The organism is Chryseobacterium sp. UF-81 (assembly GCF_058245105.1).
In genome coordinates this window covers 74,860-89,621 of sequence record NZ_JBSIBX010000016.1, presented here as the reverse complement: position 1 = coordinate 89,621, position 14,762 = coordinate 74,860, and the positions used below count along the sequence as shown (strand labels likewise).

Annotated in this window: 14 protein-coding genes; 12 read left to right on the top strand and 2 right to left on the bottom strand. The window is 38.3% G+C overall.

The window, feature by feature from the left end:
• The first annotated feature begins 48 nt into the window (after positions 1-48).
• The 3 genes from AC4IFE_RS18995 to AC4IFE_RS18985 are packed head-to-tail and all read left to right on the top strand — an operon-like array spanning position 49 to position 2,126.
• The gene (locus AC4IFE_RS18995; RefSeq protein WP_490758690.1) at positions 49-1,032 is read left to right on the top strand and encodes a LuxE/PaaK family acyltransferase; all 984 of its coding nucleotides are present in this window, start codon (positions 49-51) and stop codon (positions 1,030-1,032) included.
• Positions 1,033-1,063: 31 nt separating this feature from the next.
• Positions 1,064-1,558, top strand: a complete 495-nt coding sequence (locus tag AC4IFE_RS18990; RefSeq protein ID WP_490758689.1) for a phosphate ABC transporter permease — start codon at positions 1,064-1,066, stop codon at positions 1,556-1,558.
• Positions 1,559-1,583: 25 nt separating this feature from the next.
• On the top strand, positions 1,584-2,126 hold the full coding sequence (locus AC4IFE_RS18985) for a hypothetical protein (RefSeq protein WP_490758688.1): 543 nt from the start codon (positions 1,584-1,586) through the stop codon (positions 2,124-2,126).
• Between the two features lie 52 nt (positions 2,127-2,178).
• Here AC4IFE_RS18985 and AC4IFE_RS18980 read toward each other — a convergent pair whose 3' ends face one another.
• Together AC4IFE_RS18980 and aqpZ are read right to left on the bottom strand one after the other, a co-directional pair.
• Positions 2,179-2,961: a T9SS type A sorting domain-containing protein gene (locus tag AC4IFE_RS18980; protein WP_490758687.1), complete on the bottom strand. Its 783-nt coding sequence runs from the start codon at positions 2,959-2,961 to the stop codon at positions 2,179-2,181.
• A 253-nt stretch (positions 2,962-3,214) separates the two neighbouring features.
• Positions 3,215-3,931 (bottom strand): aquaporin Z, encoded by a 717-nt coding sequence (aqpZ, locus tag AC4IFE_RS18975; protein ID WP_490758711.1) that lies wholly within the window; start codon positions 3,929-3,931, stop codon positions 3,215-3,217.
• Between the two features lie 218 nt (positions 3,932-4,149).
• Here aqpZ and AC4IFE_RS18970 point away from each other — a divergent pair, with 218 nt between their 5' ends.
• The 9 genes from AC4IFE_RS18970 to AC4IFE_RS18930 all read left to right on the top strand — a co-directional run bounded on the left by AC4IFE_RS18970 (position 4,150) and on the right by AC4IFE_RS18930 (position 14,745).
• A complete protein-coding gene (locus AC4IFE_RS18970) occupies positions 4,150-4,770 on the top strand; it encodes a DUF5715 family protein (RefSeq protein ID WP_490758686.1) in 621 nt (206 codons plus the stop codon).
• Between the two features lie 148 nt (positions 4,771-4,918).
• Complete coding sequence (locus tag AC4IFE_RS18965) at positions 4,919-5,656, top strand: hypothetical protein (RefSeq protein ID WP_490758685.1); 738 nt, start codon at positions 4,919-4,921, stop codon at positions 5,654-5,656.
• Between the two features lie 18 nt (positions 5,657-5,674).
• The gene (locus AC4IFE_RS18960; protein WP_490758684.1) at positions 5,675-6,298 is read left to right on the top strand and encodes a hypothetical protein; all 624 of its coding nucleotides are present in this window, start codon (positions 5,675-5,677) and stop codon (positions 6,296-6,298) included.
• Positions 6,299-6,447: 149 nt separating this feature from the next.
• Complete coding sequence (locus AC4IFE_RS18955) at positions 6,448-7,077, top strand: sensor histidine kinase (RefSeq protein ID WP_490758683.1); 630 nt, start codon at positions 6,448-6,450, stop codon at positions 7,075-7,077.
• A complete protein-coding gene (locus AC4IFE_RS18950; protein ID WP_490758682.1) occupies positions 7,046-7,723 on the top strand; it encodes a response regulator transcription factor in 678 nt (225 codons plus the stop codon). The genes AC4IFE_RS18955 and AC4IFE_RS18950 overlap by 32 nt, the downstream gene beginning before the upstream one ends.
• Before the next feature lie 159 nt (positions 7,724-7,882).
• Complete coding sequence (locus AC4IFE_RS18945) at positions 7,883-9,223, top strand: T6SS phospholipase effector Tle1-like catalytic domain-containing protein (protein ID WP_490758681.1); 1,341 nt, start codon at positions 7,883-7,885, stop codon at positions 9,221-9,223.
• Positions 9,224-9,399: 176 nt separating this feature from the next.
• On the top strand, positions 9,400-11,328 hold the full coding sequence (locus AC4IFE_RS18940; RefSeq protein WP_490758680.1) for an ABC-F family ATP-binding cassette domain-containing protein: 1,929 nt from the start codon (positions 9,400-9,402) through the stop codon (positions 11,326-11,328).
• Positions 11,329-11,655: 327 nt separating this feature from the next.
• Complete coding sequence (locus AC4IFE_RS18935) at positions 11,656-12,009, top strand: hypothetical protein (RefSeq protein ID WP_490758679.1); 354 nt, start codon at positions 11,656-11,658, stop codon at positions 12,007-12,009.
• Positions 12,010-12,351: 342 nt separating this feature from the next.
• Positions 12,352-14,745 (top strand): TonB-dependent receptor, encoded by a 2,394-nt coding sequence (locus AC4IFE_RS18930; RefSeq protein WP_490758678.1) that lies wholly within the window; start codon positions 12,352-12,354, stop codon positions 14,743-14,745.
• Positions 14,746-14,762: the final 17 nt, after the last annotated feature.

The window sequence follows — 14,762 nt, the reverse complement described above, 5'->3', positions numbered from 1 at the left end:
ACTGATTCATTATGAGTTGGTAATGGCTTTAAAAAAAATCCCCAAAAATTGAAAAATATATTCAGCATACAGACAGAACAGGATTTCCTGGATGCATCATTGGCAGCTTTTCATTATCAGTATGAAAATGTTGGGATATATAGAAAGTTCGTGGATTTTCTGAAAATAAACCCGGATGAGGTTCGCAGTCTGGAAAAAATTCCTTTCCTGCCGATAGAAATGTTTAAAAACCATCAGATCTTAGACAAAAGTACATCGGCTGATCTGTTTTTTCAGAGTTCAGGAACCACCCAGATGAATCTTTCGAAACATTTTATTGCAGATCCGGCGGTCTATGAAGAAAGTATCTATAAAAGCTTTGAACAGTTTATAGGAAAACCGGAAGATTTTATTTTTCTCGGTCTGCTTCCAAGCTATCTGGAAAAGAAGAACTCTTCACTGATCTATATGGTGGATTATCTCATGAAGAAATCTGCTAAGCCGGAGAACGGATATTTTCTTTACAACCATTCAGAATTGTTTCAGCTTTTAAGCACTTTGAAAGACAAAAAAGTCATTCTTTTCGGAGTATCTTTTGCCCTGCTGGACTTTCTGGATTCCGTTGAATCTCTGAACCTTTCAGTTTCCGGATCTCAGAACCTGACGATTATTGAAACAGGGGGTATGAAGGGAAGAAAAGAAGAAATGACCAAAGATGAGCTGTTGAAGATTCTGCAGAATGGCTTTAAAACAGAAAAAATTTACTCAGAATATTCAATGACAGAATTGCTTTCGCAAGCCTATTCTCTTGGAAACAATGAATATAAATGCCCTAATTGGATGAAGATAATGGTCCGGAATGCAGAAGACCCTTTTTCCTACGAAAAAGAGGGAAGAACCGGAGCGATAAATATTATAGATCTTGCCAATATCCATTCTTGTTGTTTTATAGCAACGCAGGACTTGGGGAAAATCCTTCCGGGAGATACATTCCAGGTGCTCGGAAGAATAGATCATTCCGATATCCGCGGATGCAGCTTATTGGTCTCCTGATATCAGAAATAAACAGATAAAGATTTTTACGATGGACTGGAAGAAAAATTTCTTTTTACTGCTCATAAGTTTATCCGGCCTTTTGTCAGCACAAAAAACGGCCGGAAAAGATATCTGGTCCGGAACCTACCTGGTAAATGAAATCAATAACGGAGTTGCCGGGATTACAGATACTTTAGTAGTTTCGAGAATTAAAGATGCTGATCCAGACGAAATTCCTGCTAAAGAAAAATCTGATCTGGTACGGTGGTCTATGACCTCAAAAAGAGATGGAGGCAAAGATGAGGTTACGATTAAGAGATTCATATTTGATGTGGAAAATGGCCGTGATGCCTATAAAGAATTCGGCTGGACAAATCTGCATAAAGCCGGGAAAATGAATTGCATAGATGGTGGACATTTTTTTATTTGCCAGACACAGCCCGGTACTTCCGTCACATTTGGAAAAGATGAAAAGTATGTTACCAAAACAGGTGTATTTGGAATATGGCTGCACTATGGGATAGTAGAGCTTCAAAAAAAGTAAACTTAATTAAAAAATTTTAATTGTAATGCTGAAAATAGAAGAGCTTGTTCACGCATACATCCATTCCCACTGCGATTTCGAAAAAGAGATCGTACTGACGAATTATTTCCAGGCCGACTGGGAAGCGGATATGCTGTTGATAGATGCTGAAGGATTTAGCCATGAAATTGAAATTAAGCTTTCAAAAAGTGATTTCAAAAACGATTTCAAAAAATCGTACCTCAATAAAGATACCGGTGAGAAATTCCTGAAACATGATAAGATCTCATGCGGCGACTATATCTGCAATGCCTTCAGCTTTCTGCTCCCCATGGGCATGATAGAGCATAGTCTGATTCCGGAGCATTGCGGGATTATTGAATTTTACCACAATGCAGATGCCTGGGAAACTGAATTCTATCTTATACGCAAGCCCAAAAGAGTCCATGAGGATCCTTACTGGAAACTGACTGACAAAGATCTTTTTATCCGGAAAATGGCCCTGAATTTACTCCAGCGTAAAATGGAGATCAAAGGCAGGCAGGAAGAACTTATTTTCAGAAATCCTTTTGAAATCAGGAAAAAATAAATAAAAAACTCCTGCATTTCTACAGGAGTCGGGTATAAGTATTAAACCATGGTTATTTGTTTTTCACCACTTTTAATGTGCCGTTTGCGCCGGTGCTGGAGCTCCATTTAACAAGATATGTGCCTCCCGGGTGATTCTGAAGATCAATCGGCAGTTTATTTTGTCCGGCTCCTATATCCGTAGTATATGCTCTCACAGTTTTACCGTTAAGGTCAATAACACGTACTGAAACAGTTTCTCTGTCTGCAGCTGTATAGTAAAGTTCGCTTATTCCCATATCAGGATTTGATACTATGGCTGTTTTAGGCTGTGATGTTACCTGTTTTGATACTGTGCCACCACCCGGAACACATATATAGCATTCAAACCTGGTAACACCTATGAGATATTGATTAGGGCCTGTGCAGGTAATGTCTACGCCATATCCAAACTGACCCGGATAATAGATCATAGTGGGATCTGAAGGAATTGTAGTGTGGTCTCCAATGGCAGTTGGAAGCGGGTAATATCCGCTGTATAATGTAGACGGATTGCTAAAGCTTACTTTGCCGTATCTGATTGGGGGAGTTCCTCCGGGAAGTGTGAAAGTTACAGGAAAGTTATAAGTTCTGAATGTACTGATATCTGGAGGAAAAGGTGTAGCGACCCGTTCATTGGACCCGATTTTAATGTCAAATTTAACATCCGTATGGGCATGACCGGGTACATTTTCGCCAAAAATATCATTTCTGGTAACCGTGATGTTATAAGTTGGTGCGGGAGCTGTATTTCTTTGTGCGGTCAATTGGTTTTCGCAAATCAATACAAAGAATAGTAAAAAGAGAATTTTTTTCATTTTAGTTAAATTTTAAGTTATTATTTTATTTAATCTTAACTAAAGTTGAAGCTTATTATTTACCTGCCAAAAGAGTAACTAGCAAATGTGGAAGATTATCCAGTAACTGTTTCTGTTCTTTTCATAAATGTAAAACAGCAACAGCCCCGTAAATGAGAAGGAATAAACTAAAATTTGTTTACAAACGAATGATTCTCAACATAAAAAAAATCCTGCCAGACGACAGGATTTTGTATAAATATTAAAATTAATGTTAATCAGTAACTTCAATAGTATCTCTCTGAAGAAGGAACTTGTAGATCAGTCCGCCTGTAATTCCGCCTAAAATAGGTGCTGCCCAGAACAGCCAAAGCTGGGACATCGCGAGTCCGCCTGTAAAAACAGCCTGTGAAAGCGATCTGGCCGGGTTTACCGAAGTGTTGGTAATAGGAATGGAAATAAGGTGGATCAGGGTAAGAGCCAAACCGATGGCAATACCCGCAAATTTCCCGTTAGCCCACTTGTCTGTAGCTCCCATAATAACAATCAGGAAGAAAGCTGTTAATAAAAACTCTGCAAGGAATGCCGCTCCCATACTGAATGCCTTTCCGTTGTAGACTGCTTCTCCATAGAAATTGGTAGCAAATGCCCCCGGTTTCGAAAAGTCTACAGCTCCTGAGCCATTAAGAATTACATACAGGCATCCTGCAGCAAGAAGAGCTCCAAGACACTGTGATACAACATAAGGGATAAGATCTTTAGCCGAAAATCTCCCTCCAGCCAGAAGTCCGAAAGAAACAGCCGGATTGAAATGACCGCCAGAAATGTGTCCGACAGCATAAGCCATCGTAAGAACAGTAAGACCAAAGGCTAGAGAAACCCCTAAAAGTCCAATACCGATGTCGGGAACTCCGGCAGCAAAAACTGCACTTCCGCAGCCACCGAAAACAAGCCAAAATGTGCCGAAAAATTCAGCAAAAAGTTTTTTTATCATATGTTTATTATTAAAATGTATCTCAAATGTAAAATTTAAATTTTGAAATAAAAAGATAAAACTTAAAAAAGTTTCAGGATTTCTTAATATAAAATTACATATTTAGTAATTTGGTTTAATGTTTGTTGAGAATTTTTTTGTAATGACATTTTCAGTAAGTTGAATAGTATATCATAAATGTTTATCTTTCGTTTAGTAATTTAAAAGTGTGGTTAATGAGAAAGTATTTTTGTGTAGCCTTCGTGCCCTTTATGTATAGCTTTTATTACCCGCAGGCAGCAAAAAAAGCACTTCCCTGCTATGATCTGACCTCGGTCCTGAAAGTAGAGCCTACCGCTCTGTACAAACCGCATCTGGATGCCTCCAAAAGTTTTAATGTAAAACTGCTGAAAGATTCCAAAACAGTACAAAAATATATAGGCAGTGGAAAATTTCATAAAATAAAAAAGACCGGAAAAGGATACCGGGTTCAGAAACTCGATTACAGCAGACCTTATATGGTTTCTAAAGCAAAAACTACCCTCGAAAATATCGCATCCAGGTTCAGTAAACAGACAAAAGGTCATACTTTTACCGTTTCATCCATCACAAGAACACTGGAAGATCAATGCAGGCTGAGAAGAGTGAATTCCAATGCGTCTTTAGGAATAAGTTCCCATAACTACGGCAATTCATTTGATATTTCCTATATCAGGTTCAATGATGTACTGAAATACAACCCTAAAATGGAGGCCGCACTGGAAAAAGTTTTAAAGTATTATGCCAATGCCGGGAGAATTTATTACATCAGGGAACGGCAGCAGAGTTGTTATCACATCACAGTGAGGAATTATTAATAGGGCAGCTGATCCTTAATCGCTTTGTAATCTGAAATTTTTATGGGCTAAAATTAAATTTATTTTACGAATAATAAATTTATGATGCGATTATTTGTGCAAGATATTTAGTTTGTATAATTTTATGCAACTAAATAACTATGAACTTATGAATGAGAACGATTACAAACTGGCCACCGCCGAATGGGGCAGATGTGTGTCAGACTATCCCAGAATCGCAAATTTAATTCCTACCAATTACATTTTCGAACTTTCTTCAGAACAGATTGATAAAATCAAGCAACAAAACAAATATGTGGATGTGTGCGCAGAAGTCGGCGTATTCAACGGCAGTTTGGTCCTGATTTTTCTCCCTCTGGATGCACAGGGACATGTGGATAAAAGTATTACCGAATACCAGTATACTACCCTCGGACCTCTTAAGTATGATCTCAGGCTGCAGGAAACCAAAGAATTTACGGTTACCAAAAATGCAGTTCTTTCCAGCGACCTTACCAAAATAGACGGCAATACCAATACCTCCGTCCCGGTAACCGAACAGCCGGTTCTGGACCAGGATATTGCTGTAGATGCTATTGAACGCTGGAGAGATGAAGGAATGGAATGGTTCTTCCGTGAATGCAATGAATTTGGAGGGGAAAGAATTTTCAGAAGATTTTATGTTTCTATGGAAGACCTTACCCACCCGAGTCCGGAGATTTTAGGCATTAAATGCTCTTTTGGACTCAGATATAACGACATTTACCAAAGAATGCTGGTAACACTGATCTTTATTTCTTTCCATGAACTCTTACAGGAGGGAAGCAACGTGGCAACTATTTCAAATACCTATGATTGGGCGAAACCATGCCCGCCTGTCTGCCGTATTCCCGAGCTTGGAACTTAATATGTAGCATCAATAGGAATGACAGATTTTTTTAAAGCAATTTTATTCCTGAACTATGGTCTGCTTCTGTCCATTACATTTTTGGGAGCAGCAAAATACCGTATACTGAATACCAAAGAAAAGCAATATTTTTACTGTATTGCTTTTCTTTTTTTTATCGAATTATTAAATTTGGCTCTGCCTTATCTTTTCAATTTTAATGATACTTCTTTCCTGTATCCTTTGTATATCGCCGGTGAATTTTTTCTGGTCACCGCTTTATTTATCCGGAAACTCGGGCTTCCAAAATACTTTTTAGGCATTACAGCACTTCTTGCAGTCGGATTTATGATCTCGAAATATGGATTTGATGATCCCTTCAACAGCGATATTGTAAAAGTAATATCAAATATCATCATTATCTGTCTTTCAGGATTTACCCTGATCCGGGAAATCAGAGGCGCTTCCGCGGAGAACCGTTTTCTTCTTGTGGATGCCTGTATTTTTTTCTACTATTCAGTTTCAGTATTTATTTTTGTTATCCAGCATCAGATCGCCAATCTTTCAGAAAATGATTACTTAATTATTCTCAGTGTGAATAATATTCTGTCAAGCATTTTATACTGTTCATTTTTATATACCTTCATCAAATTAAAGAAGTAACCTTAAATATTAGCCTGCTGATCCTTATAATTGTTACCATAACAGTTATAGTATCCTTTATTCTCTTAGCCTACAGGTCTTTTATCAGCCGGATTATCAAAGAAAAGAATGCTCAGCATGAAGCTGAGGTGCTCCATCAGAAAAAACTTGTGCTTGAAAATATCAAAGCCCAGGAAGAAGAAAGAAAAAGAATAGCCGTTATGATCCATGACGATATCGGAAACAGGCTCAATATCCTTTCCCTGTGGCTCAACAACCTTGATACGAAAGGGGACGAAATCATCAAGAAAAAAATCTACAGCCAGATGTCGTCTCTTATTGATGCAGCCCGGAGTATTTCCCATTCCCTGTATCCGGTCAACCTCGAATCGGTAGGATTTGTACTCTATGTAGAAGAGATGATTGCCAACCTTTCCCATAAAATCAATATCTCTATGCGGGTAATGCCGGGATATCAGAAAAAAGATATCTTTATAGAAGTACAGCTGTACCGGATCATTCAGGAATTTACGACCAATGTCATTAAGCATTCTACAGCTACAGACCTATGGATCTACATTAAAGATTATCCCCGGCATATGGCGGTCATTATTTCTGACAACGGACAGGGATTTGATTATGATCTCGTAAAAAAAGGAATGGGCATCAAAAATATTGAATCCAGAATAAAATCCATGAATGCTGTCCATAAATGGAAAAATACCCCGAATAAAGGAAGCCGTTTAATCATTTTAATTCCAAACAACCATGAACTCCCAAATCAAAATAGCCTTAATTGATGACGAACAGCTGATCCTGGAAGGGGTAAAAATGCTGCTTTCGAATGAAAAGAATATATCCGTCTGTCTTACCTCCAATAACGGCCCGGATTTTATTGAAAAGCTGGGAAGCCTTTCCGAAGATGATTTTCCCCACATAGCTCTTGTTGATGTACAGATGCAGCCTATGAACGGCTTTGAACTTGTGGAAATTCTTAAAGAAAAATACCCCGATCTCAGGATCATTATTCTTTCTTCCCATTACAAAACCTCCATTTTAGGTTATATGGTTAAGCTGGGGGTTTCAGCCTTTCTTCCTAAAAATTCAGACCGTAAAACATTTATTGATGCCATTACCATGGTTTACAAAAATGGAGTTTTCTTTACAGCAGAAGACCATCAGATGCTGTTTACCTATATGAACAGTTCCGCAAAGAAGAAATCTCTTTTTGAAATGGAAGATGAGCTTTCCGAACGGGAAAAAGATGTCGTAAAGCTGATCTGTCAGGAATATACCAATAATGAGATCGGAGAAAAGCTTTTCATCAGCCCCAGAACGGTAGAAAGCCACCGCCAGCGAATCCTGGAAAAGATCGGGGCCAAAAATACAGTAGGCATTGTTATTTATGCTGTTGTGAACAACATATATTCTCTTGATAAAATGTAATTCCGTATTTCTACGGATTTTTTTATTTGGTATTTTTCACGCTAGTATCGCTTTTCCTTCTTCCGTTAATTTGAAAAATAAGTTTTACAGATTTCAAAGCAGAACCGAACTCAAAAACGCTGTACTGGAAAACTTTCAACAATTAAAGCAAGCACAGCGATGGAAAACAATACAGTATGGCCTGTCGGGATTTTTTTTGACGGTACCGGAAATAACGGGATCAATGCAGGCTCAACCGATATACCCTCAGCAAACAATGAAAGCTATAAAGGAGCACCGACGAATATTTATAAACTCTTCAATTTATTCAACGGAAACAGCAAAATATATGTCGAAGGAATAGGAACGATTACTGGCGGGGAAGACAGCAATTTTGCAATGGGAACCTGCGCTAACCCTCCGGATGCACAAGGGTATTCTTCGGATGACAAGCTGCAGAAAGCCAATACTTTTGTGCAGAATACAGTTAATGACAAAAATATTGACTATCATTTTTATATCTATGGATTTAGCAGGGGAAGTATGCTGGCAAGAGAATTCTGTAACCAGCTGGTGGCAGATTATCCCGCAGCAAATGTTACCATAAAGTTTTTAGGTGTTTTTGATACCGTGGAGTCCAAGCCTTTTAACACATACGATATGAGTCTGCCTCAGGAAGTGGAAAATGCCCTTCATCTGTGTGCGGTGAATGAATGCAGGTTCTTTTTTCCGCTCACCGGATTTTTTGAAAATTCAAAAAATACGCAGGATACCAAAATTGAGACAGCCGGTTCCGTATGGAAAGAAGTTTTCGTTCCCGGAGCTCATGCCGATGTGGGTGGTGGGTATCTTCAGGCTCCCCAATCAGTTTATATTTCTACCGATTTTATGAATGTCAGCGATTTGCAGGCCTATGTTTCAGAAGTGAGAAATACAAAAACCGATGCCGAAGGAAGTAAAATCTGGAATGCACTTCTGTCAGATTTTCAGATCGAAAAAGGAGTCGTTCTCACCCAGGCTTACGTTTCCAGAGACCTCGTCTTTAATACGCTTCCGTTTGTGTACGGCAGAATAATGCTGGAGGAAACCAATAATGCTGTGTCCGGAATTTTCAGTACAGATCTTACCGGTTCAGGTCTGGAAATCATAGACGATACTTTTCTGGAAGTCTTTTATACAGATCTTGCAGCATATGTTAAAAACTTTTCACCTGCTGCGAAACCCCACTATGATTATGCAGGTTTTGCAGGATATACTCATATTTCAGCCAACTTTGGGCTGTACCATGATGATGCATTACAAAAATCAGCTGATGAGATAGAAGCGGAACTGATCAACATGGGACTGAATGTGCCCAGCAGTACATCCGCAGACCAAGGAATCCATCCCAATCTTCTTACCGAGCTGCATCTTCCCGAAGACAGCTTTATTGCAGACTTTATGTATGGGACCAATGTCCCCAATAATAATCTCTGGAGCCGCACCATAGAGATGAGGTCCTATGTTGCCGAACAGAATTAAGTTAATAACATCAGTACTTTTCAGTTTTAAATTTAGGTTGCGAAGGGATGTCTGTCAGGACATCCCTTTTTGCTGTATTCCAGAGCTGACACTTTTTATTTCTGGGCTATTCATTTCTTTTTCCGTACTTTTGCACCCGAAAATTCATTATTCATCACTAATTTTTATTTAACAAAATGCTTTCGGTTCAAGGTTTAGGATTACATCATTCAGGAAACTATCTGTTTCAAAATACAAATTTCACCATTAAAAAGGATGATAAAGTAGGTCTCGTTGGAAAAAACGGAGCCGGAAAATCTACTTTGCTGAAAATGCTTTCCGGAGAAATTAATTTCTACGAAGGAAGCGTGGTACCTGAGGGAAATGTTACTATCGGTTTCTTGAAACAGGATCTTGATTTTGTAAAAGGAAGAACCGTTTGGAACGAAACAATGCAGGCTTTCGAGCAGATTAATGCATGGAAAGATGAGCTGGAAGAAGTTAATCACCAACTGGCAACAAGAACCGATTACGAAAGCGATGCCTACACAGATCTGATCAACAAAATGACAGAGCTGAATGATCTTCTGATGAACCATGACGCCTACAACCTGGAAGGCGACATGGAAAAAATATTATTCGGTTTAGGTTTTAAAGCGGATGATTTCCATAAAATTACAGATGAATTTTCCGGAGGATGGAGAATGAGAATTGAGCTGGCCAAACTGCTTCTTCAGAAGAATGACATCATGCTTCTCGATGAGCCTACCAATCACCTCGATATGGAATCCATCATCTGGCTGGAAAACTTCCTGAAAGATTATCCCGGAGCTATTGTTTTGGTTAGTCACGATAAACAGTTTATGACTGCTGTCTGCAACAGGACTTTTGACATCAACAATAGAAAAGTTGACGACTATAAAGCCAATTATTCCAAATACCTTGTCATGCGTGAAGAGCGCCGTGAAAAGCTGATTCAGGCTAAAAAGAATCAGGATGCGGAGATCAAGCAGATGGAAGATAACATCAATAAGTTCCGTGCCAGTGCTACCAAAGCATCTTTCGCACAGTCACTTATTAAAAAATTGGATAAAATCGAGCGTATTGAGGTGGATAATGAAGATGTTTCAAAATTCAATATCCGTTTCGTACAGTCTATGGTTCCCGGAAAAGTTATTTTTGAGGCCAATCATTTAGGAAAAGCTTACGGAAAAAAACAAATTTTTGACGATGTAGATTTTATTGTTCAGAGAGGAGACAGAATTGCCCTTTTGGGACAGAACGGACAGGGAAAAACAACTTTAGCTAAAATTCTTGCCGGAGACATCAAAGATTATACAGGAACATGGAATTTAGGGCACAATGTCAACATCGGATACTTTGCCCAAAACCAGGAAGAAGTACTGACTCCGAATAAAACAGTTCTGGAAGAGGCTGAAGATGCAGCTACGGAAGAAACCAGACCCAGAGTAAGAGACCTTTTAGGATCTTTCCTTTTCCAGGGAGAAGCAGTAACCAAGAAAACAAAAGTTCTTTCCGGGGGAGAAAGAAACCGTCTGGCCCTTTGTAAACTGTTGCTTCGTCCATTCAATACGTTGATTATGGATGAGCCTACCAACCACTTGGATATCCAGTCTAAGGAGATCATTAAACTGGCTTTACAGAATTTTGAAGGGACACTGATCGTGATTTCTCACGACAGGGAATTCCTGGACGGGCTCTGTGATAAAATTTATGAATTCCGTGACGGAAGAATGAAAGAATTCCTGGGAAGTGTTGGTGAATATCTTGAATACAGACAAAAGGAAACCCTTAGGGAAATATCTGCTGAAAAAGCAAAACTTCACAGCGATGATGTAAAAGTTGAGGCAAAACCAGCTCCCAAAGAAGTAAAATTGGAAGAGAAATCATCAACCATTGTCAGCAAAGAACAAAAAAATATTCAGAATAAATTAAAGAGAGTAGAAGAAAGGATTTCTGAGCTTGAAGCGGAAATTGAAACACTGGAAGCTTCATTCGCAAAAGAAAACCCTTCTGAAGAAACTTTAGAAAAATACAATAAAACTAAAGAAGAATTAGAAGTAGCCCTGCAGGAATGGGAGCATTTGGGTTCTCAGTTAAGTTAAGATTGTAGGTTTTGGAGTTTAAGAGTTCTTGAATATCCAATTATTATAAAAAACAATACAATACAGATCCTTCGACTTCGCTCAGGATGACCCTTTTACAATAATAATGTTTTTACTTTTGTGAATCATCACGGTAAATGGCAGTTAGTAGTAGGAGTGTCATCCTGAGCCGGAGTCGAAGGATTTTTAGTATAGAAAATAAATAGAAAAGATAATCATATACGTTGCAGTATCTTTTTGTAACAAAAAAAAACACTTCCACCGACGTATTCAATAGTTTTACGAAAACTTAATTTAAAACTTAAATTATTTTTATAATTTTACAGAATGATTAAGGAAAGCAGAAATCTGAAGAACTTTATCTCCAAACTTTTGTTTGGGATATACTTCATTGCCCTGTTTTCCCAAAGTTTTCACCATCATGATGCTGTCGATAATTTTAAGATCTTCAATCTTAAAAAGACAGAAAATACGATGGCTAAAACTTCGGCTAAAGAAAAGCCCGGCGACTGTCTGGCATGTCATTTCTTAGCTACAGGACATACACTGGTTCCTGAAGAATTCAGCTTTTCCTTCGAACATTTTACGCACGAAGTAAAACAGGTCATTGCTGTTCAGGAGAAAGTATGGTCTCAGACCAAATTCACTTTTCAGCTTCGGGGGCCTCCCGCAGTTGCATAAATCATAAATTTTTTATTGACTTTAATTTGGTTTAAAGTTCAATATTTTGGGTTTAAGGCTATTGGTAGATAGCTGTTAGATGTGATTCAGAATTCCGGATTTTAGGGATAGGATATACAGGTTAAGGGATTCGGGGATTGAACGTTTTTAGTTTGATGTTCCCGGGCAGAATTAATTGTTCTAATAATCTCAAGTCTGACATCTGAATCTCATATCTGACATCTAATTATCACTCATTAAATGCTTTTTTACATTGTTGACTTTACAATTAAAATAAACCCATTCAACCTAATTTTACGAAAAAAATGTACCTGCAAAAGGTACGTAATCAATCTATTAACAATGAAATTGATATATAGTCTGATGTTGGTTCTATGTGGACTGACGTTGATACATGCACAAAAAACATATACTGTAGAAGGAACTGTTCATGATTTTCACGATAAAACGGCATTAGAAAATGCAGTGGTGAAGATCGGGGGATTTACCGCCAAAACAGATCATACAGGTAAGTTTACGCTGAATAAAATTCCTGCGGGAAAATATATACTCATTGCTAAGCATCCTGATTGTAACGATTATACTGAAAATATAGGAGTTGATCAGGATTTACACTTAGTTATTACCTTGGAGCATCATAGCCATGATATTGAAACGGTGACCGTTCATGGCAGTCATAAAAATAATGGAAGTCTGGTAATGAAAACACTGGATAAATCCGTGCTTTCTAGAAATGTTACCGAGAATCTAGGAAATTTACTTACCAATATTTCGGGAGTCAATGTTCTTAAAACGGGGAATAATATTGCTAAACCCATCATCCACGGACTGTATGGAAGCAGGGTTTCCATCCTGAATGACGGTGTAAAATTGGCCGAACAGGAATGGGGTGTAGAACACGCTCCGAATGTAGATGTAAATAATTTCGAACATATTGATGTTGTAAAAGGAGCATCAGCCCTTAAATATGGAAATGGTGCCGTAGGCGGGGTCGTGGTTTTACAGCCTCAGATCTTACCTAAAAAAGATACCCTTATGGGATCTGTTTCTCTGTCCGGTATTTCAAACGGGCGTGGAGCAGATGTCAATGTAAAGCTGGCAAAAACCTGGGAAAGCGGCTGGGCTGTTAAAACCAACGGAAGCTTTAGAAAATTGGGTGACCTTACAGCTCCTGACTATGGATTGATGAATACGGGAATTCAGAATTCCGGTTTTAATTTCGGGGTTCAAAAAATGACTTTTAATTCAGGGTTTTCTTTTGATTATTATTTAACGAATAATTCAATAGGCATTTTGAGGAGTTCACATGTAGGATCTGCTGAAGATTTGTATGAGGCATTGTCAAGTCAGGAACCTATTTTTAAAAGAGATTTCAGTTATGATATCGATAATCCAAGACAGGAGATCGAACATCATATAGCTAAACTTTCGGGGTATCACAGGTTTGAAAACTTTGGAAAGCTTACGGCTACCTACAGTTTTCAGTACAATCACAGAAAAGAATATGACATCCGCCGGAGTGAAGAGCTTAGCAAAAAACCGGGACTGGATCTGGAACTGATTACAAATGATTTAAATATCAACCATCTTATTGAAAGACCAAAATGGAGTCTTGAAACAGGAATTAATGGTGGATATCAGAATAATTACTCCAATCCGGAAACAGAAGCGAGACGTCTGGTGCCTAACTATGACCGTTTTTATGCTGGAGTTTATTCTGTCTATAAATATAAACTTCTGCCTTCGCTCGATCTGGAGGCTGGAGCACGTTATGATTTTGACCGTTATGAAGTGACCAAATGGTATGATCTGAGTGACTGGAATAGATTATATGCCAAGGATTATTCAGATTTTGTAGTAAGGATTAATCAGAATAGAATCCTTACCAAGCCTGAATTAAATTATAATAATTTTTCAGGTAATGCCGGTATCAGCTACCATCCGTCAAATAATTTTAATCTGAAGCTAAACTATGCAAGGGTTTCAAGATCTCCCAATGTTGCTGAACTTTTTGCCGACGGGCTTCACCATTCTGCAGCCATTATAGAAGAAGGAGATATGGGGATTAAAAGCGAAACCGGAAATCAGTTTAATTTAATTGCTGATGTCAAATTAAATGTTCTGGGTGGCCTGGATATCTCTGTAAATCCATATTTCTTTTATACCAAAAACTTTATCAATGAGGTTCCTATAGGGTACCGGAATACCCAGTGGGGCGGCGACTTTGTAGTGTATGGCTATCAGCAGATCGATGTGAAAATGTATGGAGCAGATCTGGATCTGGCCCTGAAAATTAATGATAATCTGGCTTACAAGGGAAATCTGTCTTATGTATACGGTCAGGACCTTACCCATGATGTGCCACTGATCATGATGATGCCTGCTAATTTCAACAATTCACTGGAATTCAGTAAAAAAGAGTGGAAGAACTTTTATGTGAACGTAAGTAACAAAACAGTTCTTGCCCAAAAAAGATTCCCAATTTATAATGTTTTTATCAAAAGATATGATTCGGAGGGAAATTCTTACAGTCAGGAAGTAGATATTTCTACTCCTCCCAAAGCATATTCGCTTTGGAACCTTCAGGCAGGGGTGAATCTGTCAAAAAATTTCGGAGTTGATTTCTCTGTCAAAAATGTATTCAATACTTCTTACAGAGATTATCTGAACAGGTTACGATACTTCTCCAGCGAAATGGGGAGAAATTTTATTGTAACTCTTAAATATCAATTTTAATTATTTAAATCAAAAAA

Bases quoted from the DNA above. Each gene is read 5' to 3' on its own strand.
- AC4IFE_RS18990 (WP_490758689.1), top strand. From the start codon at position 1,064: ATGGACTGGAAGAAAAATTTCTTTTTACTGCTCATAAGTTTATCCGGC.
- AC4IFE_RS18985 (WP_490758688.1), top strand. From the start codon at position 1,584: ATGCTGAAAATAGAAGAGCTTGTTCACGCATACATCCATTCCCACTGC.
- AC4IFE_RS18980 (WP_490758687.1), bottom strand. From the start codon at position 2,961: ATGAAAAAAATTCTCTTTTTACTATTCTTTGTATTGATTTGCGAAAAC.
- AC4IFE_RS18970 (WP_490758686.1), top strand. From the start codon at position 4,150: ATGAGAAAGTATTTTTGTGTAGCCTTCGTGCCCTTTATGTATAGCTTT.
- AC4IFE_RS18965 (WP_490758685.1), top strand. From the start codon at position 4,919: ATGAATGAGAACGATTACAAACTGGCCACCGCCGAATGGGGCAGATGT.
- AC4IFE_RS18960 (WP_490758684.1), top strand. From the start codon at position 5,675: ATGACAGATTTTTTTAAAGCAATTTTATTCCTGAACTATGGTCTGCTT.
- AC4IFE_RS18950 (WP_490758682.1), top strand. From the start codon at position 7,046: ATGAACTCCCAAATCAAAATAGCCTTAATTGATGACGAACAGCTGATC.
- AC4IFE_RS18945 (WP_490758681.1), top strand. From the start codon at position 7,883: ATGGAAAACAATACAGTATGGCCTGTCGGGATTTTTTTTGACGGTACC.
- AC4IFE_RS18940 (WP_490758680.1), top strand. From the start codon at position 9,400: ATGCTTTCGGTTCAAGGTTTAGGATTACATCATTCAGGAAACTATCTG.
- AC4IFE_RS18935 (WP_490758679.1), top strand. From the start codon at position 11,656: ATGATTAAGGAAAGCAGAAATCTGAAGAACTTTATCTCCAAACTTTTG.
- AC4IFE_RS18930 (WP_490758678.1), top strand. From the start codon at position 12,352: ATGAAATTGATATATAGTCTGATGTTGGTTCTATGTGGACTGACGTTG.